This is a genomic window from Stenotrophomonas sepilia (genome assembly GCF_003244875.1).
Classification (GTDB): domain Bacteria; phylum Pseudomonadota; class Gammaproteobacteria; order Xanthomonadales; family Xanthomonadaceae; genus Stenotrophomonas; species Stenotrophomonas sepilia.
Window position 1 is genome coordinate 63,191 of record NZ_LXXZ01000058.1, and the last position, 24,453, is coordinate 87,643.

Annotated in this window: 25 protein-coding genes, 1 tRNA gene and 1 pseudogene; 14 read left to right on the top strand and 13 right to left on the bottom strand. The window is 67.4% G+C overall.

Annotation, left to right across the window (positions count from 1 at the left end; translation table 11 throughout):
* Positions 1 to 11 precede the first annotated feature (11 nt).
* Positions 12 to 623, top strand: a complete 612-nt coding sequence (locus A7X97_RS11660; RefSeq protein ID WP_072168938.1) for a TetR/AcrR family transcriptional regulator — start codon at positions 12 to 14, stop codon at positions 621 to 623.
* Here the strand turns inward: A7X97_RS11660 and A7X97_RS11665 are convergent.
* A complete protein-coding gene (locus tag A7X97_RS11665) occupies positions 620 to 2,566 on the bottom strand; it encodes an EAL domain-containing protein (protein WP_072168937.1) in 1,947 nt (648 codons plus the stop codon). The two genes, A7X97_RS11660 and A7X97_RS11665, sit on opposite strands and share 4 nt — an antisense overlap.
* Before the next feature lie 96 nt (positions 2,567 to 2,662).
* Positions 2,663 to 3,379 (bottom strand): SDR family NAD(P)-dependent oxidoreductase, encoded by a 717-nt coding sequence (locus tag A7X97_RS11670; protein WP_072168936.1) that lies wholly within the window; start codon positions 3,377 to 3,379, stop codon positions 2,663 to 2,665.
* Positions 3,380 to 3,657: 278 nt separating this feature from the next.
* Between A7X97_RS11670 and A7X97_RS11675 the strand changes: the two genes are divergently transcribed.
* On the top strand, positions 3,658 to 4,461 hold the full coding sequence (locus A7X97_RS11675; protein WP_072168935.1) for an APH(3')-II family aminoglycoside O-phosphotransferase: 804 nt from the start codon (positions 3,658 to 3,660) through the stop codon (positions 4,459 to 4,461).
* Here A7X97_RS11675 and A7X97_RS11680 read toward each other — a convergent pair.
* Complete coding sequence (locus tag A7X97_RS11680) at positions 4,434 to 4,859, bottom strand: DoxX family protein (RefSeq protein ID WP_072168934.1); 426 nt, start codon at positions 4,857 to 4,859, stop codon at positions 4,434 to 4,436. The two genes, A7X97_RS11675 and A7X97_RS11680, sit on opposite strands and share 28 nt — an antisense overlap.
* Before the next feature lie 144 nt (positions 4,860 to 5,003).
* On the opposite strand from A7X97_RS11680, the gene A7X97_RS11685 reads away from it, so the two are divergent.
* From A7X97_RS11685 to A7X97_RS11695, 3 genes are all read left to right on the top strand, one after another.
* Positions 5,004 to 5,594 (top strand): TetR/AcrR family transcriptional regulator, encoded by a 591-nt coding sequence (locus A7X97_RS11685; RefSeq protein ID WP_072168972.1) that lies wholly within the window; start codon positions 5,004 to 5,006, stop codon positions 5,592 to 5,594.
* Positions 5,591 to 6,625, top strand: coding sequence for a heparan-alpha-glucosaminide N-acetyltransferase domain-containing protein (locus A7X97_RS11690; RefSeq protein WP_111007961.1), 1,035 nt, complete (start codon positions 5,591 to 5,593; stop codon positions 6,623 to 6,625). Before A7X97_RS11685 ends, A7X97_RS11690 begins: the two co-directional genes overlap by 4 nt.
* A 99-nt stretch (positions 6,626 to 6,724) precedes the next feature.
* Positions 6,725 to 7,729 (top strand): aminoglycoside phosphotransferase family protein, encoded by a 1,005-nt coding sequence (locus A7X97_RS11695; protein ID WP_111007962.1) that lies wholly within the window; start codon positions 6,725 to 6,727, stop codon positions 7,727 to 7,729.
* Between the two features lie 118 nt (positions 7,730 to 7,847).
* On the opposite strand, the gene A7X97_RS11700 is transcribed toward A7X97_RS11695, so the two are convergent.
* The 7 genes from A7X97_RS11700 to amaB form a co-directional block, all read right to left on the bottom strand.
* The gene (locus tag A7X97_RS11700; protein WP_088497303.1) at positions 7,848 to 8,735 is read right to left on the bottom strand and encodes a DMT family transporter; all 888 of its coding nucleotides are present in this window, start codon (positions 8,733 to 8,735) and stop codon (positions 7,848 to 7,850) included.
* Between the two features lie 29 nt (positions 8,736 to 8,764).
* Entirely contained in the window at positions 8,765 to 9,826 is a 1,062-nt protein-coding gene (gene murB / locus A7X97_RS11705; RefSeq protein ID WP_005416296.1) for a UDP-N-acetylmuramate dehydrogenase, read from the bottom strand.
* Positions 9,827 to 9,834: 8 nt separating this feature from the next.
* A complete protein-coding gene (locus A7X97_RS11710; protein WP_061477858.1) occupies positions 9,835 to 10,890 on the bottom strand; it encodes a quinone-dependent dihydroorotate dehydrogenase in 1,056 nt (351 codons plus the stop codon).
* 8 nt (positions 10,891 to 10,898) lie between these two features.
* Positions 10,899 to 11,669 (bottom strand): class I SAM-dependent methyltransferase, encoded by a 771-nt coding sequence (locus A7X97_RS11715; protein ID WP_088497304.1) that lies wholly within the window; start codon positions 11,667 to 11,669, stop codon positions 10,899 to 10,901.
* A gap of 4 nt (positions 11,670 to 11,673) precedes the next feature.
* Positions 11,674 to 11,958 (bottom strand): DUF4190 domain-containing protein, encoded by a 285-nt coding sequence (locus tag A7X97_RS11720; protein ID WP_005413144.1) that lies wholly within the window; start codon positions 11,956 to 11,958, stop codon positions 11,674 to 11,676.
* Positions 11,959 to 12,118: 160 nt separating this feature from the next.
* Positions 12,119 to 12,958, bottom strand: coding sequence for an SDR family NAD(P)-dependent oxidoreductase (locus tag A7X97_RS11725; protein ID WP_072168929.1), 840 nt, complete (start codon positions 12,956 to 12,958; stop codon positions 12,119 to 12,121).
* Complete coding sequence (gene amaB, locus A7X97_RS11730) at positions 12,958 to 14,490, bottom strand: L-piperidine-6-carboxylate dehydrogenase (RefSeq protein ID WP_111007963.1); 1,533 nt, start codon at positions 14,488 to 14,490, stop codon at positions 12,958 to 12,960. Before amaB ends, A7X97_RS11725 begins: the two co-directional genes overlap by 1 nt.
* A gap of 183 nt (positions 14,491 to 14,673) precedes the next feature.
* Here amaB and A7X97_RS11735 point away from each other — a divergent pair.
* Positions 14,674 to 14,750: transfer RNA gene (locus tag A7X97_RS11735), tRNA-Arg, on the top strand.
* A gap of 78 nt (positions 14,751 to 14,828) precedes the next feature.
* On the top strand, positions 14,829 to 15,293 hold the full coding sequence (locus A7X97_RS11740; protein ID WP_088497306.1) for a GNAT family N-acetyltransferase: 465 nt from the start codon (positions 14,829 to 14,831) through the stop codon (positions 15,291 to 15,293).
* Between the two features lie 26 nt (positions 15,294 to 15,319).
* Here A7X97_RS11740 and A7X97_RS11745 read toward each other — a convergent pair whose 3' ends face one another.
* Positions 15,320 to 15,679, bottom strand: a complete 360-nt coding sequence (locus A7X97_RS11745) for a response regulator (RefSeq protein ID WP_069139920.1) — start codon at positions 15,677 to 15,679, stop codon at positions 15,320 to 15,322.
* Positions 15,669 to 16,832, bottom strand: coding sequence for a two-component system sensor histidine kinase NtrB (locus tag A7X97_RS11750; RefSeq protein ID WP_409349635.1), 1,164 nt, complete (start codon positions 16,830 to 16,832; stop codon positions 15,669 to 15,671). The genes A7X97_RS11745 and A7X97_RS11750 overlap by 11 nt, the downstream gene beginning before the upstream one ends.
* 151 nt (positions 16,833 to 16,983) lie before the next feature.
* Between A7X97_RS11750 and A7X97_RS11755 the strand changes: the two genes are divergently transcribed.
* The 5 genes from A7X97_RS11755 to A7X97_RS11775 all read left to right on the top strand — a co-directional run bounded on the left by A7X97_RS11755 (position 16,984) and on the right by A7X97_RS11775 (position 23,129).
* Positions 16,984 to 20,091 (top strand): response regulator, encoded by a 3,108-nt coding sequence (locus A7X97_RS11755; protein ID WP_088497308.1) that lies wholly within the window; start codon positions 16,984 to 16,986, stop codon positions 20,089 to 20,091.
* Entirely contained in the window at positions 20,088 to 20,912 is an 825-nt protein-coding gene (locus A7X97_RS11760; RefSeq protein WP_005416310.1) for a CheR family methyltransferase, read from the top strand. The genes A7X97_RS11755 and A7X97_RS11760 overlap by 4 nt, the downstream gene beginning before the upstream one ends.
* Positions 20,912 to 21,487: a chemotaxis protein CheB gene (locus A7X97_RS11765; protein WP_088497309.1), complete on the top strand. Its 576-nt coding sequence runs from the start codon at positions 20,912 to 20,914 to the stop codon at positions 21,485 to 21,487. Before A7X97_RS11760 ends, A7X97_RS11765 begins: the two co-directional genes overlap by 1 nt.
* Positions 21,484 to 22,617: a hybrid sensor histidine kinase/response regulator gene (locus A7X97_RS11770; protein WP_072169055.1), complete on the top strand. Its 1,134-nt coding sequence runs from the start codon at positions 21,484 to 21,486 to the stop codon at positions 22,615 to 22,617. Before A7X97_RS11765 ends, A7X97_RS11770 begins: the two co-directional genes overlap by 4 nt.
* Positions 22,618 to 22,700: 83 nt before the next feature.
* Positions 22,701 to 23,129 (top strand): BLUF domain-containing protein, encoded by a 429-nt coding sequence (locus tag A7X97_RS11775; protein WP_005416313.1) that lies wholly within the window; start codon positions 22,701 to 22,703, stop codon positions 23,127 to 23,129.
* A gap of 15 nt (positions 23,130 to 23,144) precedes the next feature.
* Here A7X97_RS11775 and A7X97_RS11780 read toward each other — a convergent pair whose 3' ends face one another.
* Positions 23,145 to 23,465, bottom strand: a complete 321-nt coding sequence (locus A7X97_RS11780) for an ArsR/SmtB family transcription factor (protein ID WP_088497310.1) — start codon at positions 23,463 to 23,465, stop codon at positions 23,145 to 23,147.
* A 74-nt stretch (positions 23,466 to 23,539) separates the two neighbouring features.
* Here A7X97_RS11780 and A7X97_RS11785 point away from each other — a divergent pair.
* Positions 23,540 to 23,989, top strand: a pseudogene (locus tag A7X97_RS11785) (YeeE/YedE family protein); the annotation flags it as partial.
* Positions 23,986 to 24,423: a DUF6691 family protein gene (locus tag A7X97_RS11790; protein ID WP_088497312.1), complete on the top strand. Its 438-nt coding sequence runs from the start codon at positions 23,986 to 23,988 to the stop codon at positions 24,421 to 24,423. The pseudogene A7X97_RS11785 and the gene A7X97_RS11790, both read left to right, overlap by 4 nt.
* Positions 24,424 to 24,453: the final 30 nt, after the last annotated feature.

Consider the following 24,453-nt stretch of genomic DNA (forward strand, 5'->3'; position numbering starts at 1 on the left):
CGGTTTCCGCCATGTCCCGTGCCCCGCAACGCCTGACCGACCGCAAACGTGACGCCATCGTGCGCGCGGCGGTGGAGGAGTTCCGTGCATCGGGCTACGAGGCGACCAGCATGGACCGCATCGCCGAGGCGGCGGGGGTCTCCAAGCGCACCGTCTACAACCATTTCCCGAGCAAGGAAGCACTGTTCTCGATGATCCTGGAGGAGCTGTGGGAGCGCAGCGTGGCCAGCGACGCACTGCCATACCGCGCCGACCAGCCGCTGCAGACGCAGCTGCTGCAGTTGCTGGGCCAGAAGCTGGACCTGCTCAGCGATGGGAATTTCATCGATCTGGCGCGGGTCGCGATGGCCGAGATCATCCATTCACCGGAGCGCGCGCAAGCCATCGTCTGCCGCATGGGCGAGAAGGAAAGTGGCGAGAGCGCCTGGATCCGCGCAGCAATTGCCGATGGCCGCCTGCGCGAGGTGGATCCGGACTTTGCCGGCCACCAGTTGCATGGGCTGGTGAAGAGCTTCGCGTTCTGGCCGCAGGTCACGATGGGGCAGCCGCCGCTGACCGCGCAGGAACGTGCGCGCGTGGCCGAATCGGCGGTGGCGATGTTCCTGGGGTTCTACGCGGTCTAGCCGGCTGCGAAGCGACGGAATTCGTCGGCCGGCAGCGCCGCCGAGTACAGGTAGCCCTGGCCGACATCCACCCCGAGTGCGCGCAGCTTCTGTTCCTGGGCCAGGGTCTCGGTACCCTCGGCCACCACGATCGCGCCGCAGCGGTGCGCGACCTCGACGATGAAGCGCACGATCGACTGCGACTTGGCGTCGGACAGCGTGGCGATCAGCGCCTGCTCGATCTTGACCTCGGCGATGGCCAGCTGCGAGAGCAGGATCAGGGTTGAATAGCCGGCGCCGAAATCATCCAGCGACAGGGTGACCCCGGCTGCCAGCAGCTGTGCGATGTTGGCATCGACCACGTCGCGCTCGACGATTTCGGTCCATTCGACGATCTCCAGGCGCAGCATCGCACCGGGGATGTCATGCAGCTGAAGCAGCTCCTGCAGGCGCAGGCCGAAGTCGGGCAGGCGCAGCGATTCGGCTGAAACATTGACTGCAATGGTCAGCGCCGCGCCGTCCCGCCGGCAGTGCTGCAGGAAGTGCACCGCCGACCGCAGCGTGGCCCATTCCAGGTCTGCCAGCCGCCCCTGGCGGCGCAGCAGCGAGATCACCCGCATCGGGGCAATCGGCCGGCCTTCGCCGTCGCGCATGCGCAGCAGTGCTTCGGCGCCGACCAGTTGGCGATCCTGCAGGCGATGCTTGGGCTGGTAGCACAGCGGCGCATTGCCCTGCTGCAGCCAGTGCTCAAGGGCAACCTCGATCAGGGCGTCGATCTCGCTGTCGCGCTGGATCGGGTCATCGAAGAACACCACGCCCGACTCGATCGCGCTCAGTGCCACGGTGATGGCGCGGAACGGAAGATGTCCTTCATCGGCATCAGCAGGGGGCTTCAATTCAACCACTGCACAGCGGAACAGCGGCCGGAAGCCCGGCCAATCGCGGCCGACCCGATCGGCCAGGTTGCTGGCCAGCTCAGTGATCTGCGGTTGCGTGCGCAGTGTGGACAAGGTCAGGCCGCGCACCAGGATCGCCAGCGCGGCATCGCCGAACTGGTAGATCTCCAGCTGCGCAGCCGGCAGCGACGGCAGCAACCGATGCACTTCCTCGGTGCTGTCGCGCTGCCACAGGCCGTTGTCCTGCAACGGCCCGTAGCGCAGGCGCAGATCGCGCAGGTTGCCCATCTCGGCCACGATCAGGCAGGCCTTGCCGGTGCCGTCGTTATCCCGCCAGTACTGTTGCAGGCGTTCACCGAGCGCACGCATGTTGGGCAGCCCGCTGATCGGATCGATGCGGAGCCAGGCCTGTTCGCGCTGGCGTTGCGCATCGATCTGGGCATCGTTGTAGACCAGCGCGAACACGGCGCCGAGCACGAGCAGCGAGACCGGCAGTGCCAGCGCGCGCTGGATCGCCAGCTCGGCCACCGGAAGTTGATCGGCGCCAATGATCGCCACACCCAGCGCCAAACCCAGAGCGGTTACCCCGATGCGCACGGACCATGCCTGCAGGATCATGCGCGGCGAGAGCTCGTTGAGCATGCGCGGGTACAGGTGCCTGCGCAGCCAGACGCCCGCCACCATCTGCAACACGGCCTCAAGGCTGGCAGGCAGGAAGAACGGGATACCGACGAACTGGTAGCGGACCAGCAGGGCGGCAGCCAGGCAGGCCAAGCCGCCGCGCCAGCCGCCCAGCAGGCCACTGACCAGCAGGATGTCGAAGCCCAGGTGCAGTTTGACGACACCCTGGGAATAACGGGCCACGAACCAGGAATTGAACAGGTAGATCAGGCCCAGCGCTACGCCGACATACAGGCGACGGCCTTCTATGGCGTGCCCGGCGCGACGGGTGGCGATCAGCAGCACGCCGATCATGCCGATCACTGCCGTGGCCTGCAGCAGATACAGCGGCAGGCTGGGCAGGGCGCTGTCCAGGACCTGGGCCGAGACCCGTGAAAGCGCATCCATAGCAGGTTCCCGCCTGTGACCGACGGCCAGTGACGAGCAGGGTAAACCACGACCGCGCGCGCGGCCACTGAGGGTGCTCTGCCGCGGCCGGCAAGGTCAGTAGCGCGGGTCGGCGATGGCGGGCAGCACCAGTTCGCGCACGAAGCCGGAGGATGACAGCTGCAACAGGGCGCTTACCATGGCCACGACATCGTGGACCGGCACCTGCTCACCGTCGCCGCGCGCTGCGGCCTCGGCCACCGGCACCGACAAGGCGTCGTCGGTGTTGAGGTAGCCCAACTGCAGGCTGGTCACCGCCAGCCGGCGATCGCGGAAGCCTTCGCGCAGCGCATCGGCGATGCCGTTGAGGGCGAACTTCGAGGCGCCGAACGCCACTTCCGGGCGGCCACTGCGAGGCAGGGCCGAGGTCGAACCGGTCAGCACCAGCTGCGGGCGCGCTGCGCCCAGTACGCGGGGCAGCAGGCGTTGCAGCAGTAAAAGGGTCGCGGTGATGTTGACGTCGACCAGCTTCGTGAGTGCAGCATCGCTTTCATCGAGGAAGGCGTACTCGTCGCTGAAGGCCTTGTCTTCCCAGATACCCAGGTTGTGGATCAGCACATCGATATCGGCCGGTGCCTGCGCTGCGATGTGGTCGGCAGCCACGGTCGGCCGGGACAGGTCTGCTTCGATCCATTGCAGGGTGACGCCGTCAGCGCAGGCGATGCCGCACGGGCGGTTGCGCGAGACACCAATCACAGTGTCACCCCTAGCACAGAGGCCTTCCACGAACGCGCGTCCCAGGCCCTTGCTGGCGCCGATGACCATCAATTTCATGTTGCTTCCTCGTTGTACTGCGGCAGCCACGATCGGCTGCCAGAACGGTGCCCCACTTGGCGAACGCGCGCAGGCCGCCGCGTTCGGCGGTAAGGGTCGAGGCCGTGTCGTCGAACTGGCACCGGCACCGTGGCAGCAGCCGTCGCTGCTGCAGGCGCTGGGGCGTAGTGGCTGCCGGCCGCCCGGTCAGCTCGCTCAGGCTGCCTGCCGCACGCGGGTCGATGTGCGCCAGGATGAGCGAGAATGCACAGGGTCACCGGCAACAGGAATCTCCTGGCATGGACGAGCACAACGCCACCCCTGATGGCATGCCGCTGCCGTTGGCGTGGCAGAAGGCGTTGGCCGATGCGCGCATCGAGCGGCAGTCGATGGGTGTTTCGCGGGCCGACGTTGCCCGCGTGCTGCGGCCGGGCCGCCCCGATGCCTTCCTCAAGTCGGAACTGATCGACGCCTTCAGTGAGCTGGGCGATGAGATCGCGCGCCTGCGCTGGTTGCAGGCACAGGGACAACCGGCGCCAACGGTGATTGCCACGGCCGAAGAAGCGGGCCGGCACTGGTTGCTGATGAGCGCGCTGCCTGGCCGCGATCTGGCTTCGTCGCCGGAACTCGCGCCGCAGCAACGGGTGGAGATACTGGCCGACGCGCTGCGCGGGCTGCATGCGTTGCCGGTAGCAGCCTGTCCGTTCGATCAGCGGCTGGCCTCGCGCCTGCCGGCCGCGCAGGCACGGGTCGAGGCGGGGCGCGTGGATGCCGATGACTTCGATGACGAACGCCTGGGACAGAGTCCACAGCAGGTCTTCGCCCAACTGTGCAGCACCCGTCCCGATCATGAAGATCTGGTGGTCAGTCATGGCGATGCCTGCCTTCCGAATCTGATGGTGTCCGAGGGGCGTTTCAGCGGGTTCATCGACTGTGGGCGGCTGGGCGTGGCCGACCGTTACCAGGACCTGGCGCTGGCCGCGCGCAGCCTGGTCCACAACTTCGGAGATACGCGTTGGGTCACGCCGTTGTTCCAACGCTACGGCGCTGTGGCCGACGAGCGCCGGTTGGCGTTCTACCGGCTGCTCGACGAGTTCTTCTGAGCCCGCGCGCGGCTGGCGATGGCCGCGCAGATCAGGCCACCGACCACGCTCAGGTGTTCCAGTGCGAAGAACAGGGCCAGCTGCTGTTCCGCGCCGTGCTTGGTCCAGAAGGCATGCACGATGGCAATGGTCAGCAGCATGAATACCGCCAGCGCGCCGCTGCCCAGCCAGAGCAGGCGATCAAGCAGCAGGCACAGTGAGCCACCCAGCAGCACCACGGCGCTGGCGAGGTTGAACAGCACAGGCGGTTGCAGCCCGGCCGCCTGCATTTCGGCCACGCTGTTGTCCCACGCCAGCAGCTTGGCCAGACCCGATGACAGGAACACCACCGCCAGTAGCAGTCGGGCCAGGAACCACAGCAGGCGGCTGTCGAGCAGGGCGGTGATCATCCGTGGCATGAAGTCTCTCCGGGTTGGGCTTGGAACGGGCCACGCAGCATCGGGCCTCAACCGCAGTTGAGGTCAAGGGCCGGCTGAACGGAACTCGCTGATGAACGGGTTGCCATCTTCAAGTTGGACGAACGTTCGTTCACTATTGGCGCCATGAACCGAGCCGACCGCAACGCGCAACGCATCGAGCAGATCCTGCAGGCCGCCCTGCAGTGCTTCCTCGCCAAGGGATTCCACCAGACCAGCATGCGTGACATCGCGCAGGCGGCCGGCGTCAGCCTGGGCAATCTCTACAATCACTTCCCCGGCAAGGAAGCGATCATCCTTGCAGTGGCCGTGGCCGAGGGCGAAGAAGTGGCGCCGTTGCTGCAGCGACTGGCCGCGGCCGACGGTGATCGCACGCAGGTGCTGGCGTTCCTGCAGGACTTCCACGCACTGTGCAGCCAGCCGGAATGGGCGACGCTCGCCGTCGAAGTGCTGGCCGAGAGCGCACGCAATCGGGCCGTGGCCGAGGCATTTGCGGCCAATCGCAGGCAATTGCAGGCTGTGCTGGCCGAAGCCCTGCAGCAGGTGGCACAGCGTGAACGTCGGCGTCCCGTACTGGCCCCGGCACTGCAGGCGCAGGTGCTGCTGGATGCCATCGAAAGCGATGCGCTGCGCCGGGGGCTGGGCGAAGCCGGTGGCACCGATGAGGCTCCGTTGGACCCAGGCCTGCTCGCGCTGCTGCTCGGTGCACGCGCATGAGCGCGGTTGAGCGGCGATTGCACGGCCTTGATCTGGCACGGTATCTGGCGCTGGCAGGCATGGTGCTGGTCAATTTCCGCCTGGCGATGGCCGTGCCGGCAGAGGGTGCGAGTTGGCTGGCCGGCTTCTTCCATCTGCTGGAAGGCAAGGCCTCTGCGACCTTCGTCACCCTGGCCGGACTTGGCCTGGTACTGGCCACGCAGCGCCTTGGCTGGATGCCGGCCGGCGCGCAGACCTGGCGGCGCGCGCTGTTCCTGCTGGTGCTGGGCCTGCTCAACCTGACCCTGTTCCCGGCCGACATCCTGCACTACTACGCGGTGTATTTCGCGCTGGCGGTGCTGTGGCTGCGTGCGTCGCCACGGGTGCTGCTGGCCAGCATCGCCGGCCTCGCGGCCGGGTCGTCCTGGGCACTGCTGCACTGGAATTACAGCCAGGGCTGGAACTGGCAGACGCTGGAGTATGCCGGTCTCTGGCAATGGCCGGGTGTTGCGCGCAACCTGTTGTTCAACGGCTTCCATCCCTTGCTGCCCTGGATGTGCTTCTTCCTGCTGGGCATGCTGCTGGCGCGCCTGCCGTTGTCACAACCGCGGGTGCAGCGTGCGTTGCTGCTGGTGGGCCTGCTGCTGATCGGCGCAGGCCAGGCCGTGCAGCACCTTGCGCAGGGAACGCCCTGGCAGCCGTGGCTGGGAACGCAGCCGATGCCGCCGGGACCGGCCTACGTGTTGACCGGTGCGGGGGCAGCCTGCAGCGCGATTGCCGCGTGCCTCTGGATCAGCCGCCGTTATCCGGGGGATTGGCTGGAACCGCTGACTGCAGCAGGGCGAATGACCCTGACCCTCTACGTCGGCCACATCCTGCTGGGCATGGGTACGCTGGAATGGTTGGGGCTGCTCGATGGCAGCGCGTCGTTACCGACCGTGCTGCTGTGGGCGCTGTTGTTCCTGATGCTGGTCACGGGCGCAGCGTGGCTGTGGTCGTGGCGGTTCACGCGGGGGCCATTGGAAGCGGTGATGCGTCGCGTCGCCGGCTAGCACATTGGTCGCGCGGGCACGATGTTGTGACGGACATGTCTGTGTCGTGGCGGGCACATCTGCGATAGTTGTCGCAGATAACACTTTCCGCTTGCATCCATGTCATCCGCTTCGGCGCAGCATCTCGGCGAAGTCCTCCAGCAGTCCTATGGCATCACCGCGACCGCTGTGGTGCCACGCCCGGTTGGCGCCGATGCCAACGCCAGCGTGTATCGCATCGATGCACGGCGCGGGCAGTGGTGGTTGAAATGCCGCAGCTACCAGGTGGCCCCAGCCGTCTGGGACACCCTGCATTGGCTGCGCGGCACGCTGGGTGTCGAGGAAATCGTTGCGCCCTGGCCGGCGCTGACCGGCGGGGCATCGGTGCAGCGCTGGGGCCTGCAGTTCACCCTGTTCCCGTATGTGGAAGGCCAGTCCGGTTTCGAGGCGGCATTGAGCCGCACGCAATGGCAACGGTTGGGCGAGGTGCTGCGGCGCCTGCACGAGGCGTGCCCGCCACCGGCGCTGCAGGAAGCGCTGCCAAGCATCCGGATGGAAACCGCAGCGCTGGAGACCGTCGGGCAGTGGCTGGCCGGCGAAGGCCTGGCGGCTGCCAAGGATGGGCTGGGCCGTGCCTTCGTCTCCGTCTGGGACCAGCAGCACGCGCGCATCGCGGCGCTGCACGCGCAGGCACTGCAGCTGCACGCGGCGTTGCAGGATGTGCCGGTGCGGCTGCACCTGTGCCACACCGACCTTCATGCCGGCAATCTGCTGATGGGCAATGACGGCGGCCTGCACCTGATCGACTGGGATGGCCTGTCGCTGGCACCGCGCGAGCGCGACCTGATGTTCATCGGTGGCGCTGTCGGCGGGCGCTGGGGCCGCGAGAACCCGGTGGGATTCGAGGAGGGCTATGGCAGTGACCGCGGCGACCCTCGCTGGATCGCCTGGTACCGTCACTGGCGCATCCTGCAGGACCTGATCGAGTTCCAGCAGGTCCTGCTGGGCAGCGATGGAGAGGACCGGTCGCCGCAGCTGCGCCGGCAGTCGCTGCATTTCCTCAGCGAACAGTTCGCCCCGGGCAATGTGTTCGACGCGGCCGAGCGGGTGTATCGCGCGCTGTAGATCCACGCCATGCGTGAATGAACCCTGCGCGCTCAGTCAACGGTGGAGGCGCGAAGAGCAGCCGAGCGTAGGCTCGGCTCTACAGAGGAGTGCAGCGTCATCCACGCGTGGCGCGGATTTACTCGGCGGGCTTCGCCGCTGACGAGGCGGCTGCGCTGGCGGCGCGGCGCGAAAGTACGGCCTCGCGGTGGGCAATGTAGGCGTTGGCGGCGAGGATGATGCCGGCGCCGATGATCGTCCAGCGGTCCACGCTTTCATTGAACAGCAGCCAGCCGAACAGCGTTACCAGCGGCAGCTGCAGGAAGCTGATCGGGGTCAGCGCCGAGACTTCACCCAGGCGCAGCGCCCGCGTCCACAACAGCTGGCCGATGGTGCCGAGCACGCCGGTGGCCAGCAGCCACAGCCAGGCCGTGCCGCTCGGCCAGACCCAGACGAACAGCGCCGGAACCAGCGACAGCGGCACCCAGAACACGTAGGTGTAGAGCACCACGGTATCGGCGCTGTCGACGCGGGTCAGCTGCTTGATCTGGATCGCCACCAGCGAACTGAGCACCGCCGCGGCCACGGCGACCAGGCTGCCCGCGGTGAAGCCGGCGGTACCGGGTCGCACGATCACCAGCACACCGATGAAGCCGACCACGACTGCGGCCCAGCGGCGCACGCGCACGGTTTCACCCAGCCACAGCACGGCGGCAATCGTGACGAACAGCGGCGTGGAGTACGACAGCGACACCGCCTGCGCCAACGGCAGGTGGCCCAGTGCCCAGAACGCGCACAGCATCGAGCCCAGGCCAATCGCACTGCGCACGAAATAGCGCGGCAGCTGTTGCGTCTTCAGCGGAGCACGGCCCGGCCGCAGCAGCATCGGCAGCAACGCCAGCAAGCCGAAGGCATTGCGGAAGAACGCCACTTCCTGGGTTGGCACGTACCGGGTGGCGTAGCGGATCGCGACCGCCATCAGGCCGAATGCCATCGTGCTGCCAAGCATCAGCAGCGCCGCCCGCATCGGGGCGCTTGGGGAAAGGGCGGGGGTGTTCACCACTGTGCGCCGAGCAGGCGGGGCTCCGGTTCGATCGGCACGCCGAACTTCTCCAGCACCGAGGCCGAAATGCGGCGCGCCAGCGCCAGCAGCTCAGCACCGCTGGCATTGCCGTGGTTGACCAGCACCAGCGCGTGGCTTGGCGCCACGCCGGCATCACCTTCGCGGAAGCCCTTCCAGCCGCAGGATTCGATCATCCAGGCAGCGGAGACCTTGCGCTTGTCGTCCTGCTCGGCCGGGAACACCGGCAGGTCGGGGAAATGCTGCAGCAGCACGTCGACCTGTTCCAGCGGCAGTACCGGGTTCTTGAAGAAGCTGCCGGCGTTGCCCAGTACATCCGGGTCGGGCAGCTTGCGGCGGCGGATCGCGATCACGGCATTGGCCACGTCCACTGCGCTCGGCAGCTCCACGCCCTGTGCCTGCAATTCCTCGCGGATGCCGGCGTAGTCCATGCGCAGATCATGCAGCAGTGGCAGCTTTAGTTCGATGGCGGTGATCAGATAGCGATCGGGTTGCTGCTTGAACACGCTGTCGCGGTAGGCGAAGCCACACTGTTCGTTGTCCAGCCGCACCCAGGCCTGCTCCTGGCAGTCCCACGCTTCGACCGCCTGGATGAACTCGCCGACCTGCGCGCCATAGGCACCGATGTTCTGGATCGGCGCGGCACCAGCGGTGCCGGGAATCAGGGCCAGGTTTTCGAGGCCAGACAGACCTTCCTGCAGCGACCACATCACCAGTCCATGCCACGGCACGCCGGCACCGGCACGGATCACCGCATGGTCGGCGCGGTGTTCAAGGAAACTGATGTCACGGTTGCCGAACACCAGCACGGTGCCGGGCAGGTCCTCGGCGATCAGAACGTTGCTGCCGCTGCCCAGCACCAGCAGCGGGCCGCTGGCCACCTCGGGCAATGCCAGCACGTCCGGCAGCAGCGCGGCATCGTGCAGTTCCAGCAGCTGCGCGGCGCTGGCCTGCACATGGAAGGTATTCAGCGCCTGCAGCGGCGCATTGCGGGTGAGCGTCCAGCGCAGCGGGGCGTTGCCGTCGATGGTATCCATGGGCGCGCTCACAGTGGGGCCACCGCGCCGCGGCTCGGCGCTTCACGGCGGCGACGGATCGCCTCCACGCATTCGGAAACCAGCGCCGGTCCACGGAAGATCAGGCCGCTGTAGCACTGCACCAGTGCGGCACCGGCCGCCATCTTGGCTACCGCATCGGCGCCGGACAGGATGCCGCCGACACCGACCAGCGGCACCGATTCGGGCAGGCGCGCGCGCAGGCGGCGCAGCACCAGCGTGGACTGCTCCAGCACCGGTGCACCGGACAGGCCGCCAGCCTCATTGGCCAGCGGGTCGCCGGCCACCTTGCTGTGGTCGATGGTGGTGTTGGTGGCGATCACGCCGTCCACCTGCAGTTCGCCCAGCACGCGGGCGGCGGCGTCGATATCGCGTTCGCTGAGGTCCGGCGCCACCTTCACCAGCATCGGCACGCGTCGGCCGTGGCGGGCAGCAAGGTCTTCCTGGCGGTCGCGCAGCTGGCTGACCAGCTGGCGCAGCGCGGTCTCTTCCTGCAGCTCACGCAGGCCGGCGGTGTTGGGCGAGGAGATGTTGACGGTGATGTAATCGGCCAGCGGGTAGACCTTGTCCAGGCAGGCGATGTAATCGTCCACGGCCTGTTCGTTGGGGGTGTCCTTGTTCTTGCCGATGTTGATGCCGAGCAGGCCGCGGCGGTTGCGCGCGCGCTCGACGTTGCGCACCAGCGCGTCCACGCCCGCATTGTTGAAGCCCATGCGGTTGATGATCGCGTTGTGTTCCGGCAGGCGGAACAGGCGCGGTTGCGGATTGCCGGCCTGCGGGCGCGGGGTGATGGTGCCGATTTCGACGAAGCCGAAGCCGAGCGCGAACAGTGCATCGATGTGCTCGCCATTCTTGTCCAGGCCGGCGGCCAGGCCGACCGGATTGGGGAAGGTCAGCCCGAACACCGTGCTGGGCATCGGCGCGATGCGTGCGGCCAGCAGCGGCGTGGTGCCGGTGCGATAGGCCAGGTCCAGTGCGGACAGGCCGAGGCCGTGGGCGCGCTCGGCGTCGAGCGAGAACAGGAAGGGGCGGGCAAGCGAATACATGCGTCGGTTCAGTCCAGCGTGCCGAGGAAGGCTCGGGTTCGATATTCAAAAGCGACCTGGCCGTCCACCGCATGGGCGGCGAACAGGTCCTGCAGAGCGTCGATCATCGCCGCGTGGCGAGGATGACCGGATTGGGGTGCGTAGGAGGAGGACAGCAGGCGCCCGCGCAGGGCGTCGAAGTCCAGATGCTGCACGTTCGGCAGCTCTACCCTGCCGCGCAGGCCGGGGCCGAACCAGGCCTGCATGGTGGCATCGTCCTGGTAGCGCTCGGCCACAGCGGTGTAGTCGGTGCCGTAGTCCAGCAGCAACTGTTCGTAGCCGATCAGGAACGGGCTGGCATCGAGCAGGCGCGAATTCCAGTAGATCAGTGCCTGGCCACCGGGGCGCAGGATGCGCTGCCACTCGGCGCGCACCGCCACGGTGTCGAACCAATGGAAGGCCTGCGCGACGCTGACCAGATCGATGCTGGCGTCCTCCAAGCCGGTGGCCTCGGCACGGCCATCGACAGCGGAGAAGTCCGGATACTGCGGCGCCAGCCACTGTTCGGCGGCGGCGCGCATGGCAACGTTGGGCTCGACCGCCACCAGCGGATGACCGCTGGCCAGAAACAGGCGACTGGAAATACCGGTGCCGGCGCCGATGTCGGCGACCATGGCCTCGCGGCTGACGCCCATCGGGCCATGCAGCCACTCCAACAGGGCGGGCGGATAATCGGGCCGGTAGCGGACGTAGTCGGCGACGCGGCTGCTGAAGCGTTCAGTGCTGTCGGAGGCGGTCATGGCGTCAGTTCGACACTGCCGCCAGCCATGCCAGGCCGCCGAAGAACAGGATGAAGACCAGGATGGCGGCAAGTACGGCGCCGACCATGACCCAGCCCAGCACCAGGCCGGTAACGGCCAGGCCGTCGCCTTCCAGTTCATGCGGGCGGCGGCGGATCTCGGCGCGGGCCATGTGGCCGGTGATGATGGCGACGATACTGGCCACGAAGGGCAGGACGGTCCAGCTGGCGATGCCCATGACCAGGCTGACCACGGCCAGGGCGCTTGTCTGTCGGGGTGCCACGCTCATCGGGTCCTCCTTGGCAGTGTGCACATGATAGTGCCTCTGCCCGGGCAATCCCATGGGCAGTGCCCTGTAGAGCCGAGCCCATGCTCGGCTGCCCCCTTGGGCTGATGCGGGATCGACCGCGTCTTGCGTGCAAGCCGAGCATGGGCTCGGCTTTACAAATTCAGCCCATCAACACCTGACCGCCATCCACGTTGAGCACACTGCCGGTAACCCAGCGCGCCAGTGGCGAGCACAGGAACAGGGCCGCGTCGGCTATCTCGCGCGGATGGCCGAAGCGGCCGAACGGGATCTTCGCCAGGGTGCCGTGGTACAGCGCTGGATCCTCGATGCGGCGACGGTCCCAGAGCCCGTCATCGAACTCGATCGAGCCCGGTGCGATGGCGTTGACCCGGATCCGGTCCTTGGCCAGTGCCAGCGCCTGCGAGGTGGTGTAGTGCGAAAGCGCGGCCTTGGCAGCGGCGTAGGGTGCGCCGCCGGGACGCGGCTGCTGCGCGGCAATCGACGACAGATTGAGGATGCAGGCATCGCCGGACGCACGCAGCCAGGGCAGGGCCAGGCGCGAGGCACGCACGGCCGCCATCAGGTCGATCTGCAGGCTGGCGGCCCAGCCCTCCTCATTGTCGGCCATGCCGTAGCCGGTGGCATTGTTGACGAGCACATCGATGCCGCCGAGGGCATCGGCGGCGGCCTGCAGCCAGGCCTGGATCTGGCCGGGATCGGCCAGATCGGTGGAAAACGCATGCAATGGCGTGCCCTGCGCCTGTGCATCGGCGCGCAGGGCCTCCAGGCCGGCCTGGCCGCGCGCGCAGACCGAGACCTGTGCACCGGCACCAGCAAAGGCCAGTGCCATTTCACGACCAATGCCCTTGCTGCCGCCGGCAATGAGCACGCGGCGGCCGCTGAGATCGAGGATCGGAGCCCCTGCGGGGATCCGACCCTGGGCACGGGTCAGATCCCCGGAGGGACTCTGACCCACAGACGTGTCCGCGTCGTTTGCCATCACAGGTCGAACTTGATGCCCTGCGCCAGCGGCAGCGAATCCGAATAGTTGATGGTGTTGGTCTGGCGGCGCATGTAGACCTTCCAGGCATCCGAACCGGACTCGCGGCCACCGCCGGTGTCCTTCTCGCCACCGAAGGCGCCGCCGATCTCCGCACCGGACGTGCCGATGTTGATGTTGGCGATGCCGCAGTCGCTGCCGGCGGCCGACAGGAACTTCTCGGCGGTCTTCAGGTTCTGGGTGAAGATCGAGGACGACAGGCCCTGCGGCACGCCGTTCTGCATGTCGATGGCTTCGTCGAGGGTGTCGTACGGCATCACGTACAGGATCGGTGCGAAGGTCTCGTGCTGGACCACGGCGTCGCTGTTCTTCAGGCCCGTGACGATAGCAGGCAGCACGAAGTTGCCGGCGCGGTCGATGCGGGTACCGCCGGTCTCGATGGTGCCGCCGGCCGCCTTGGCCTGGGCGATGGCATCGAGGAACTGCTGCACGGCGCCTTCGCTGTTCAGCGGGCCCATCAGGTTGGCGGCATCGGTCGGGTCGCCGATCTTGCCTTCCACCTGCTTGTAGGCCTTGACCAGGGTGGCCAGCACGTCGGCGTAGATCGAGCGGTGCACGATCAGGCGGCGGGTGGTGGTGCAACGCTGGCCGGCAGTGCCGACCGCACCGAACACGATGCCCGGCACGGCCAGCTTCAGGTCGGCGGTTTCGTCCAGGATGATCGCGTTGTTGCCGCCCAGTTCCAGCAGGCAGCGGCCGAGGCGGCGTGCGACCTTCTCGTTGACGGCGCGGCCGACCTGGGTCGAGCCGGTGAAGCTGATCAGCGGCACGCGGCGGTCATCGACCATCTTTTCCGACAGCGCGGTGCCGGCATCGTTGATCAGGAAGAAGATGTCCGGGAAGCCCGCTTCGCGCAGGGCGTCGTTGCAGATCTTCAGCGAGGCGATGGCGGTCAGCGGCGTCTTGTTGGACGGCTTCCAGATGCACACGTCGCCACAGATCGCCGCCAGGAACGAGTTCCAGCTCCACACCGCAACCGGGAAGTTGAAGGCCGAGATGATGCCGACCAGGCCCAGCGGATGGTACTGCTCGTACATGCGGTGGCCGGGGCGCTCGGAATGCATGGTGTAGCCGTACAGCATGCGGCTCTGGCCCACGGCGAAATCGGCGATGTCGATCATCTCCTGCACCTCGCCATCGCCTTCCGGCTTGCTCTTGCCCATTTCCAGGGCAACCAGCGAACCCAGGGCGTCCTTGTGCCTGCGCAGTGCTTCACCGCACAGGCGCACGGCTTCACCGCGGCGCGGCGCCGGCGTGGTACGCCAGACCTTGAAGGCTTCCTGGGCGCGGGCGACGACGGTCTCGTACTCGGCCTCAGTGGTGGCGCGGACCTGCGCAATCGGCTCGCCAGTGGTCGGGTTGACTGGGGTGATCAGCTCACCGCTGGTCGCGCTCGACCACTCCCCGTTGCCCAGGTACGTGCCAGCGTTGATCGCGTCCAGGCCAAGGGACTTGAGCAGCTCGGAAGACATGCAGACTCCTGTGTTTCGTTACGTTGTTTGGCGCCATCGCGGGCAGGTGGGGGACGCGATGAACTGAATCGCCGATGGTAGCAGAGCGCCCCGACCGGCCATGGTGCAACGCGCCAGGGGAACCGGGTGGAACATGAATGCTTGGAGGGCAGGGCACGTTGCCTGTAAACTTCCCGGCTGCATGGCCCCGTAGCTCAGCTGGATAGAGCGTCCCCCTCCTAAGGGGAAGGTCGCCCGTTCGAATCGGGCCGGGGTCACCATGTTCGCGGCGCCACGTCCGCGCGCTGCCCGCGAGGTCACTCGGATATGCTGGCGCCTCACCTCGCGATCCGGCCGCCATGGACCACCGCCTGCAGCCCGTGCAACCCCACGACTACGCGCTCATCGCCGGGTGGCTGGATTCGGCCGCAGGCACGCTGCGCTGGGCTGGACCGGGCGTGCCCTATCCACTGCGACCCGAGCAGTTCGAGCAGGTATTGCAGCTGCGCGAACGCCCGGGAAGGCTGCTGCTGGCAGAAAGCGGCCAGCGCGTGGGTTTCGGCCAGGCCTGGCGCACCCAGCCGGGTACGATGCATCTGGGCCGTCTGCTGGTTGCCCCGCAGGCGCGGGGCCGCGGCCTCGGGCGGTCGTTGGTACACGCGCTGATCGAGCAGGCGTTCCAGTCTGATGCCGTTGAACGGCTGACCTTGCGGGTCTATCGGAACAATGCCGCCGCGCTTGCGTTGTACCGGACCCTCGGCTTCGAGCCGGTGGACGCTGCATCAACGCCGGCGCTGCTGTTCATGCAGCGGGCCCGGCGCTGAGCATGGCCACGCAGGCCGGTACGCCTTCAGTCCTGCCTGAGCAGTTCAACCAGCTGGCGCAGGCGATAGGGCTTGGGCAGGAACTCCACCTGCTCCGGAAGCGGCGGCAGCTGCGAACGCGCATAGCCGGAGGACAGGATCATGCGTGCATGCGGCTGCTCACGCGCGACGTGCTCGCTGAGTTCGATGCCGGACATGCCGTTGGGCATGCTGACATCGCTGAACACCACGTCGAAGCGTGCGTCGCCCTTCAGCAACGCAGCCGCTTCATGCCCGTCGGCGGTGGTGGACACCTCGATGCCGAAATCGCGCAGGGCCATGCCGATCATCTCGCGCAGATCGTTCTGGTCCTCCACCATCAGTACGCGGATCGGGTCATCGGTCATGGGTAAATTCCTCGGTTGCGGGTAGCAGCAGGCTGACCGTGGTGCCGACACCGGGCGTGGTGGACACATCGACGAAGCCGCCGCTCTGGGTAGTGAATCCGAACACCTGGCTCAGGCCCAGGCCGCTGCCCTTGCCGATGTCCTTGGTGGTGAAGAAGGGCTCGCTGGCCCGCTCGGCGACGTCGGCGGCCATGCCGTGGCCTTCGTCGCAGACGCTGAGGGTGACATAGCCGCGTTGCAGCATGGTGTCCGCATCCGGATCGAGGCGATGTTCCAACGCGGTGCCGATCAGGATGCGGCCGCCATCGGCGGTGGCCTCCACGGCATTGGCCACCAGGTTCGCCAGGGCGGTTTGGAGCTGCATCGCATCGGTACTCACCTGCGGCAGGCCCGGGGTGAGATGGGCTTCCAGTACCACCGTGGGCGGGCAGGCGCGTTGCAGGTCCGGCAGCCACTGCCGTACCAGCGCATTGATGTCCACCGATTCCCGGATCAGGGTCTGGCCGGTGCTGAAGGCCAGCAGCTGGCGGGTCAGCAGCGCGCCGCGGTCGGTGGCTGCCTGCGCGGCATCCAGCAGCTCGGCTGCGCGTGCATCGTCACTGCTGACACGCAGCGACAGCAGGTCAAGTGCGTTGCCGATGGTGGTCAGCAGGTTGTTGAACTCATGTGAGAGGCCGCGGCTGAGCCGGCCAACCGTCTCGAACTGCTGGGTATTGCGCAGCGCACGCTGGGCATCGCGCAGCAGCCGCTGCGCTTGCCACTGCTCGGTGATGTCACGGGTGATCTTGACGAAGCCGAGCAGTTCGCCGGCTTCCACGACCGGTTCGATGACCACGCTGGCGCGGAACGACGATCCATCGCGGCGAACGCGCCAGCCCTCACTGGCGACATGCCCCTGCTTCGCTGCGACGCGAAGCAGGCGCTGCGGTTCGCCGGCCTCGCGGTCGGCGGCCAGGTAGAAGCGGCTGAAGTGCGTTCCCACCACTTCATCGGCTGAATAGCCTTTGATACGTTCGGCGCCCGGGTTCCAGCTGCACACGATGCCTTCAGGATCAAGCAGGTACAGCGCATGGTCGCGCACGCTGTCGATCAGCAGTCGCAGTTGTCGGGAAGGGTCCGTCAGCACGGACGTCGTAGAGGCGGCTGCGTCCACGTGTAAATAAGTGTTACCCCTGTGAGGGACGTGAAGCTAGGCACTCAAGTGTGAAGGATGCGTGCACACCTGACACGTGCCATTTGTCCTGTGCGGCTGAATGCGACACGGAGTACCATCTTCCACCCTTTGCCTTCTGGAACCGACCTGCATGCGTCCTGGTGCGACTACGCGTGACCGCTGGATCTGGATGACGTCCGCCGTGCTGCTGGCCGCGACCATCGTGTTGGAACTGGTCGTCCCGCTCGGCTATGCGGTATGGCTGGCCTACTTCCTCGCGGTCGGCGTGACGGTGTTCCAGCGCAGTGCACGCGCGCCGTTCGTGGTCGCGATGATCGCCTGTGTCCTGCTGGTGATCGGCTTCAACGTTGCGCCAGCCAGCAACAATTCGTCGTTCTCGCTAGTCAACCGTACCGTCGGTGGCTGCGCCTTCCTGATGATCGCACTGATCGTCTCGCGCGCGATCCAGGCCCGGCGCCAGGCGATGCGCGCGCTTTGGCTGCAGGAGGCCGAGAACGCGGTGGCGCTGAGCCTGCGCGGTGACCTTGGGCCGGAGCAGATCGCCGAGGCGGCAGCAGCAAGCCTGGCCGGGCAGCTGGATGCAGAGGTCGGTGCGGTCTATCGCCTGGACGGCGGCCGGCTGCAGCTGACCGGTGGCGTGGCGCTGCCCACTGGGACGCCAGCCTCCCTGGCCCTGCACGAAGGACTGGCCGGGCAGGTTGCGCGGGACGAACGCATCCGCCACCTGCACGGCGAAGACGCTGCCGTGCTCGAACTGCAGACCAGCCTGGGCCGGCTGCCGGTGCGCGAGCGCATCCTGGCGCCAATCAGCAGCGATGGTACGGTGGTCGGTGTCATCGAGCTGGGCCGCGCGCGGGCGGGTGAACAGCGTGATCTGGATCGCGAGCTGCTTGAGCGCTGCGCCGACACCATCGGCATGGCACTGCGCGCATCGCTGCTGCGTGCGCAGCTGGTGGTGCTGCTGGAAGAGTCGCAGCGCCAGGGCGAGGAGCTGCAGGCCCAGCAGGAAGAGCTGCGCGTGGCCAACGAGGAACTGGAAGAGCAGAGCCGCAGCCTGTTGCAGTCGCAGAGCCACCTGGAAGAACAGCAGGCTGAGCTGGAACAGAGCAACGTGCAGCTGGAAGAGCGCACCCACGAGCTGGAGGCGCAGAAGCAGGCACTGCTGGTTGCGCAGAGCCAGCTGGTGCGCAACAGCAACGAGCTGGCGGCGACCTCGCGCTACAAGTCCGAATTCCTGGCCAACATGTCGCATGAGCTGCGCACGCCGCTGAACAGCTCGCTGATCCTGGCCAAGCTGCTGGCCGACAACAAGGACGGCACGCTGACCGAGGAACAGGTGAAGTACGCGCGTGCGATCCTGTCGTCCAACAACGACCTGCTGGCGCTGATCAACGACATCCTCGACCTGTCGCGCATCGAGGCCGGTCATGTCGAACTGTCCGATGAAGTGGTGGTGGTCGAGAGCGCGCTGCAGCGCCTGCGCGAGACGTTCGAGCCGATGGCGCGGCAGAAGGGCCTGGCCCTGCAGATCGAAGCCGACGCCCTGGCACCGACCCAGATGGTGGTTGACAGCCAGCGGCTGCAGCAGATCCTGAAGAACCTGCTGGCCAACGCGGTGAAGTTCACCGAGCATGGCAAGGTCAGCCTGCACGTGCGTGCCGGCGGCAACGGTCGCATCCGGTTCGAGGTCTGTGACACCGGCATCGGCATTGCCCGCGAGCAGCTGGACGTCATCTTCGAAGCGTTCCGCCAGGCCGATGGCAGCACCCGCCGTCGCTACGGCGGCACCGGCCTGGGCCTGTCGATCTCGCGCGATCTGGCCGAGCGCATGGGCGGCGGCATCCAGGTCGACAGTGAGCCCGGGCGCGGCAGCTGCTTCATCCTGGAGCTGCCGTTGCAGGGTGCGCCCGCGGCGAGCGCAGCCGACGCTGCCGAGGTTCCCGTGGCTGCGCCGCCGACGGCGCCGGCCGTGCTGCCGGCCGCGCCCGCACGCGCTGCGACCGCGGCAGCGCCGGTCACTGCGATGGCCGGCGTAGCCGACGACCGCGGTCGCCGCCAGCGTGCCGGGCGCCTGATCCTGGCGGTCGAGGACGATGCCACGTTCGCCGAAGCGCTGGTGGCGCTGGCCCATGAACTGGACTTCGACTGCGTGGTGGCGGGCACGGCGGAAGAGGCGCTGGCGCTGGCCAGCGAACTGCGGCCGAACGGCATCCTGCTCGATATCGGCCTGCCGGACGTGTCGGGCCTGAGCGTGCTGGAACGCCTGAAGCGCAACCCGGACACCCGCCACATCCCCGTGCATGTGGTCTCGGCCACGGACCGCAGCCAGGTAGCGCGCGAGCTCGGCGCGATCGGTTTTGCGATCAAGCCGACCACGCGCGAGCGGCTGGTGACGGCCATCGAACAGCTGGAACAGACCAGCCAGCGCGACATGCGGCGGCTGCTGATCGTGGAGGACGACAACGAGCTGCGCCACAACCTGGAACTGTTGCTGGGCCGCGACCAGCTGCAGATCGTCGCCGTAGGCACTCTGGCCGGCGCACTGGAACAGCTCAGTACGGTCACGTTCGACTGCATGGTGATGGACCTGTCGCTGCCCGACGGCAGTGGCTACGACCTGCTCGAGCACATGGCCGGCAACGACGATGTCGGTTTCCCGCCGGTGATCGTCTATACCGGCCGCGCACTCAGCCGCGAGGAAGAGCAGCGACTGCGCCGCTATTCCAAGAGCATCATCATCAAGGGCGCGCGTTCGCCCGAGCGCCTGCTGGACGAGGTGACCCTGTTCCTGCACAGCGTGGAGGCCAACCTGCCCAGCGACCAGCAGCGCCTGCTGCGCGAGGCCCGCCGTCGCGACACCGTGCTCGACGGTCGGACGGTGCTGCTGGCCGAGGACGACGTGCGCAACATCTTCGCACTGTCCAGCGTGCTCGAACCCCTCGGCGTCACGCTGGAGATCGCGCGCAATGGACAGGAAGCGGTGGATCGGCTGGCCGAGCGCGAGGTCGACCTGGTGCTGATGGACATCATGATGCCGGAGAAGGATGGCCTTGCTGCGATGCGCGAAATCCGCGCGCAGCGCCACCTGCGGGACCTGCCGATCATCGCGCTGACCGCCAAGGCCATGCCGGACGACCGTGAGCGCTGCCTGCAGGCCGGCGCCAACGACTACATCGCCAAACCCATCGACGTCGACAAGCTGGTCTCGCTGTGCCGGGTCTGGTGCTCGCGGCAATGAACGAGCAGGCCCTGTTCGACCTCGAGCTGAAGGTGCTGCTGGAAGCGCTTTACCAGCGCTACCACTACGATTTCCGCAGTTATGCGGTGTCGTCGCTGCGCCGGCGGATCCGCCAGGCCATGCAGCGCTATGAGTGCGAGCGGCTGGCCGACCTGCAGCACCGCCTGCTGCACGAGCCGGACCTGTTCGCGCAGGCGATGCAGTTCTTCACCGTGCAGGTCTCGGAGATGTTCCGCGACCCGGCCTATTTCCGTGAGCTGCGCGAGCAGGTGGTGCCGGTGCTGCGCACCTACCCGTCGGTGAAGCTGTGGGTGGCCGGTTGCAGTACCGGCGAGGAAGTGTGGTCGCTGGCGATCCTGTTGCACGAGGAAGGCCTGCTGGAGCGCAGCATCGTCTACGCCACCGACATCAATCCGGCAGCCCTGGCCACCGCCGAGGCCGGCGCCTATGGCATCGACCGGATGGCCCAGTTCAGCCGGAACTACCTGGCGGCCGGTGGCACCGCCTCGCTGTCCGACTACTACGCCACGGCCTACGATGGCGCGGTGTTCGATCGCCAGCTGCGCCGCAACGTGGTGTTCGCCGACCACAGCCTGGCCACCGACACCGTGTTCTCCGAGGTGCACCTGGTGTCGTGCCGCAATGTGCTGATCTATTTCAACCGCGATCTGCAGGACCGCGCGGTAGGCCTGTTCCGTGAAGCGCTGGTGCATCGCGGCTTCCTTGGCCTGGGCAGCAAGGAGTCGCTGCAGTTCGGGCGCCACCACGGCGCGTTCGAGACCTGCTCGCGGGAGCATCGCCTGTACCGGAAGGTTGCCTGATGGCACTGCCGACACGACCGGCCGTGCTGGTGATCGGGGCCTCCGCGGGGGGCGTCGCGGCCCTGCAGGCGGTGCTCGGTGCGCTGCCTGCGGCTCTGCCGGCGCCGGTGCTGGCCGTGCTGCACCTTCCGCGCGATCGCAGCAGCCGCATCGCCGACGTGCTGGCGCCGTACTGCGCGCTGCCGGTGCGCGAGGCCGAAGACAAGCAGCCGCTGCAGCCTGGCACGGTGACCTTTGCGCCACCGGACTATCACCTGCTGGTGGAAGACGCCGGTTCGCTGGCGTTGTCGGTGGACGCACCGGTGCTGTTTTCCCGCCCGGCCATCGATCCATTGTTCGAGTCGGCTGCGGCAGTGTTCGGCGCGCAGGTACTGGCCCTGCTGCTGACCGGTGCCAGCAGCGATGGTAGTGAAGGGGTGGCCGCGGTGCGCGCCGCCGGCGGCCGCGCCTGGCTGCAATGTCCCGAGGAGGCCGAGGCATCGATGATGCCGGCCTCCGCCCTGCAGCACGCCGGCGCCGATGCCGTGCTGCCCCTCGAACTGATGTGCCGTCGCCTGAAGGAGCTGTTTGCATGAACCTGTTGCCGCCGGACCCTGCGCAGTCGCAGACCCCGGTCAACCTGCTGATCGTCGATGACGTGCCGCAGAACCTGGTGGCCATGCAGGCGCTGCTGCAGCGCGAAGGCGTGAACCTGCTGCTGGCGGGCTCGGGCGCGCAGGCGCTGGAACTGCTGCTCGAGCATGAGGTGGCGCTTGCCCTGCTGGACGTGCACATGCCGGAGATCGATGGCTTCACCCTGGCCGAGCTGATGCGCGGTTCACACCGCAGCCGGGATGTGCCGATCATCTTCCTGACCGCCTCGCCGGACGACCCGCTGCGCGCGTTCAAGGGCTACGAAACCGGCGCGGTCGACTTCCTGCACAAGCCGGTGGCGCCGCAGGTGATCCTGAGCAAGGTCAATGTCTTCATCGAGCTGTACCAGCAGCGGCAGCTGCTGAAGGCGCGCAACGAGGCGCTGGAGCGCTCGCTCAAGCTCAACGAGACGATGGCGGCGGTGCTCACCCACGATCTGCGCACGCCGCTGTCGGCGATCCTGCTGTGTGCCGACAAGCTGGCGCTGGAGCTTCCTGCGGGCAATGACGGCGCGCAGCAGACCCTGAAGCACCTGGAGGCCAGCACGCTGCGCATGGCGCGCATGGTCGAGCAGCTGCTGGACTTTTCGCGGATCCGCAGCGGCGGGCTGCGCCTGCAGGCCAGCGCCTGTGATCTTGCCGAGGTCACGCGTGCGGTGGTGGCCGAAGCGGGCAGCGCCCACGGCCACGCACGGGTGCATCTGGATATGCTGGGCGATACCCGCCTGCAGGGTGATCTGGATCGGCTGGGACAGGTTGCCGCCAACCTGATCGGCAATGCGCTCACCCATGGCAGTGAGGCGCGGGTGGAGGTGGACGGCCGTGATCCGCGCAGCGTGCTGCTGCGGGTGAGCAACGCGGGACGGATCGACGACGCGTTGCTGCCGCGCCTGTTCGAGCCGTTCAAGGCCAGCTTCCATCCCAGCAATGGCCTGGGGTTGGGCCTGTATATCGTCGATCAGTTCGTGCGCGCGCACGGCGGGCATATCGCAGCGCGCAATGAAGCCGGTCAGGTGGTGTTCGAAGCCCGGTTGCCGAGGCGCGTAGAGGCGCTGCCGGCGGCCGCTACCTGAATTCTTCAGGAAACACCCGCGGGCACTGAGACGGACTCGTCCGCAGCTGCTACCGTGGCTGTACATCTTGTCAAGGAAGCGCCATGCCACTGCGTGCCATCGCCTACGTCAGCCAGGCGCTGCCGGATCTTTCCGCTGAACGGCTGCGGGCGCTGGTCGATGATGCAGCCCGTTTCAACAAGATGGCGGGCGTGACCGGTGTGCTGCTGCATGACGGCGGGCGATTCCTGCAGTACATCGAAGGGCCGCCGGATGGTATCGATTCGGTGTACGAACGCATCCTGCAGGCCGGTAGCCATATCGACATCATCGAACTGGCGCGTGGCCGCCTCGGCCAGCGCCAGTTTCCGTACTGGTCGATGCGCGCGTTGCCGGTGGAGGAGGCGCTGCTGCGGCAACTGTCTTCCAGCGACTGGTCAGGTTTCACCCGCGCGTTGCATGGTGACCTGTCGGCGCCGACCCCGGTGGATCTGCTCGATCAGGTCGTGCAACCGGTGCTGCACGCAGGTTGAACCCGCGTGGAAGGTTCAGCGCGCTGCATTTCCGCAGTAGGCGGCGTGCAACGCCTGCAATACGCCCAGCGCCGGCCCTTCCACCACCCGGTAGTGGATCGCCTGCGCTTCGCGCCGGGTCGCGACGATGCCAAGTCCGCGCAGCACCGCCAGATGCTGGGACAGCGCTGATGCGCTGAGCCCGGTCAGTGCCTGCAGTTCCGGTACTGGCGCCTCGCCTTCAACCAACCGGCACAGCACGCGCAGCCGTGCAGGATGGGCCAGGCTTTTGAGCAGCGCCGCGGCCTGGGCGGCATGCCCGGCCATCGCGGCAGTGTCGAGCTCGATGCGGGTCATGGTTGACCTTTTGTTTTAGAAGAAGCTAATTTAGAAAAAGCTAATTCAAAAGGCAAGCGAATGAACGGAACAACTGGAGGCAGGTCATGACCGTGCCGTGGGCCGCCGTCGCGGGGGGGGCGTTGATCGGTGCGGCGGCGGTGGTGTTGCTGGCGACCACGGGCCGGGTGGCCGGCATCAGCGGCATTGCCGCTGGCAGCGTGCGCGCAACGCCGGGCGAGCGCGGCTGGCGCTGGGCATTCCTGCTCGGCCTGCTTGCCGCTGCCGGGGGTGTGCTGTACTGGCAGGCCGTGCCAGGCCAACCGCCCCGCGACCTGTTGCGTGACGCCTTGCCGGCGTGGCAGCTGGTTGGCGCCGGCCTGCTGGTCGGATTCGGTACGCGGTTGGGCAACGGCTGCACCAGTGGTCATGGGGTGTGCGGCGTGGCCCGCGGCTCAATGCGGTCACTGCTGGCGGTGGTGGTGTTCATGGCCTGCGCAATGTTGACCACATTCCTGATCCGTCATGGCGGGGGCTTCGCATGAGCCGCGTGATGGTGGCCGCCGGCGCGGCAGGGGCGCTGTTCGGCGCGGGCCTGGCGCTGGCCGGCATGACCGATCCGCGCCGCATCCTCGGTTTCCTCGACATCGCCGGCGATTTCGATCCCACCTTGGCCTGGGTGCTGGCCTCGGCACTGCTGGTCAGCGCGGTCGGCCAGCGCTGGGTGCTGCGGCGCCCGCAGCCGTCATGCGCAACGCGCTTCCAACTGCCCGCCGCGCGCGCTGTCGATGTACGCCTCGTGCTGGGCGCGGCATTGTTCGGAATGGGTTGGGGCTGGGCAGGCTATTGCCCGGGCCCTGCCATCGCCGGGCTGGCGGTGGGATCGCGCGAAGCGCTTTGGTTCGTGCCGGCGATGCTTGCAGGTTTCTGGCTGCACGATCGCCTGGTTCGCCCGGGCTTCACCGCTGTGTCACCCTGAATCGGGTCATATCCACGGATCACGGGGAAA

What these genes read in the sequence shown, in the direction of transcription:
- A7X97_RS11675 (WP_072168935.1), top strand. Translation starts at nt 3,658, where the DNA reads ATGGACGAGCACAACGCCACCCCTGATGGCATGCCGCTGCCGTTGGCG.
- A7X97_RS11660 (WP_072168938.1), top strand. Translation starts at nt 12, where the DNA reads ATGTCCCGTGCCCCGCAACGCCTGACCGACCGCAAACGTGACGCCATC.
- A7X97_RS11770 (WP_072169055.1), top strand. Translation starts at nt 21,484, where the DNA reads ATGAACCTGTTGCCGCCGGACCCTGCGCAGTCGCAGACCCCGGTCAAC.
- A7X97_RS11745 (WP_069139920.1), bottom strand. Translation starts at nt 15,679, where the DNA reads ATGACCGATGACCCGATCCGCGTACTGATGGTGGAGGACCAGAACGAT.
- A7X97_RS11680 (WP_072168934.1), bottom strand. Translation starts at nt 4,859, where the DNA reads ATGCCACGGATGATCACCGCCCTGCTCGACAGCCGCCTGCTGTGGTTC.
- A7X97_RS11685 (WP_072168972.1), top strand. Translation starts at nt 5,004, where the DNA reads ATGAACCGAGCCGACCGCAACGCGCAACGCATCGAGCAGATCCTGCAG.
- amaB (WP_111007963.1), bottom strand. Translation starts at nt 14,490, where the DNA reads ATGTCTTCCGAGCTGCTCAAGTCCCTTGGCCTGGACGCGATCAACGCT.
- A7X97_RS11780 (WP_088497310.1), bottom strand. Translation starts at nt 23,465, where the DNA reads ATGACCCGCATCGAGCTCGACACTGCCGCGATGGCCGGGCATGCCGCC.
- A7X97_RS11720 (WP_005413144.1), bottom strand. Translation starts at nt 11,958, where the DNA reads ATGAGCGTGGCACCCCGACAGACAAGCGCCCTGGCCGTGGTCAGCCTG.
- A7X97_RS11700 (WP_088497303.1), bottom strand. Translation starts at nt 8,735, where the DNA reads ATGCGGGCGGCGCTGCTGATGCTTGGCAGCACGATGGCATTCGGCCTG.
- A7X97_RS11690 (WP_111007961.1), top strand. Translation starts at nt 5,591, where the DNA reads ATGAGCGCGGTTGAGCGGCGATTGCACGGCCTTGATCTGGCACGGTAT.
- A7X97_RS11790 (WP_088497312.1), top strand. Translation starts at nt 23,986, where the DNA reads ATGAGCCGCGTGATGGTGGCCGCCGGCGCGGCAGGGGCGCTGTTCGGC.
- A7X97_RS11775 (WP_005416313.1), top strand. Translation starts at nt 22,701, where the DNA reads ATGCCACTGCGTGCCATCGCCTACGTCAGCCAGGCGCTGCCGGATCTT.
- A7X97_RS11710 (WP_061477858.1), bottom strand. Translation starts at nt 10,890, where the DNA reads ATGTATTCGCTTGCCCGCCCCTTCCTGTTCTCGCTCGACGCCGAGCGC.
- A7X97_RS11760 (WP_005416310.1), top strand. Translation starts at nt 20,088, where the DNA reads ATGAACGAGCAGGCCCTGTTCGACCTCGAGCTGAAGGTGCTGCTGGAA.
- murB (WP_005416296.1), bottom strand. Translation starts at nt 9,826, where the DNA reads ATGGATACCATCGACGGCAACGCCCCGCTGCGCTGGACGCTCACCCGC.
- A7X97_RS11740 (WP_088497306.1), top strand. Translation starts at nt 14,829, where the DNA reads ATGGACCACCGCCTGCAGCCCGTGCAACCCCACGACTACGCGCTCATC.
- A7X97_RS11665 (WP_072168937.1), bottom strand. Translation starts at nt 2,566, where the DNA reads ATGGATGCGCTTTCACGGGTCTCGGCCCAGGTCCTGGACAGCGCCCTG.
- A7X97_RS11695 (WP_111007962.1), top strand. Translation starts at nt 6,725, where the DNA reads ATGTCATCCGCTTCGGCGCAGCATCTCGGCGAAGTCCTCCAGCAGTCC.
- A7X97_RS11670 (WP_072168936.1), bottom strand. Translation starts at nt 3,379, where the DNA reads ATGAAATTGATGGTCATCGGCGCCAGCAAGGGCCTGGGACGCGCGTTC.
- A7X97_RS11725 (WP_072168929.1), bottom strand. Translation starts at nt 12,958, where the DNA reads ATGGCAAACGACGCGGACACGTCTGTGGGTCAGAGTCCCTCCGGGGAT.
- A7X97_RS11755 (WP_088497308.1), top strand. Translation starts at nt 16,984, where the DNA reads ATGCGTCCTGGTGCGACTACGCGTGACCGCTGGATCTGGATGACGTCC.
- A7X97_RS11765 (WP_088497309.1), top strand. Translation starts at nt 20,912, where the DNA reads ATGGCACTGCCGACACGACCGGCCGTGCTGGTGATCGGGGCCTCCGCG.
- A7X97_RS11715 (WP_088497304.1), bottom strand. Translation starts at nt 11,669, where the DNA reads ATGACCGCCTCCGACAGCACTGAACGCTTCAGCAGCCGCGTCGCCGAC.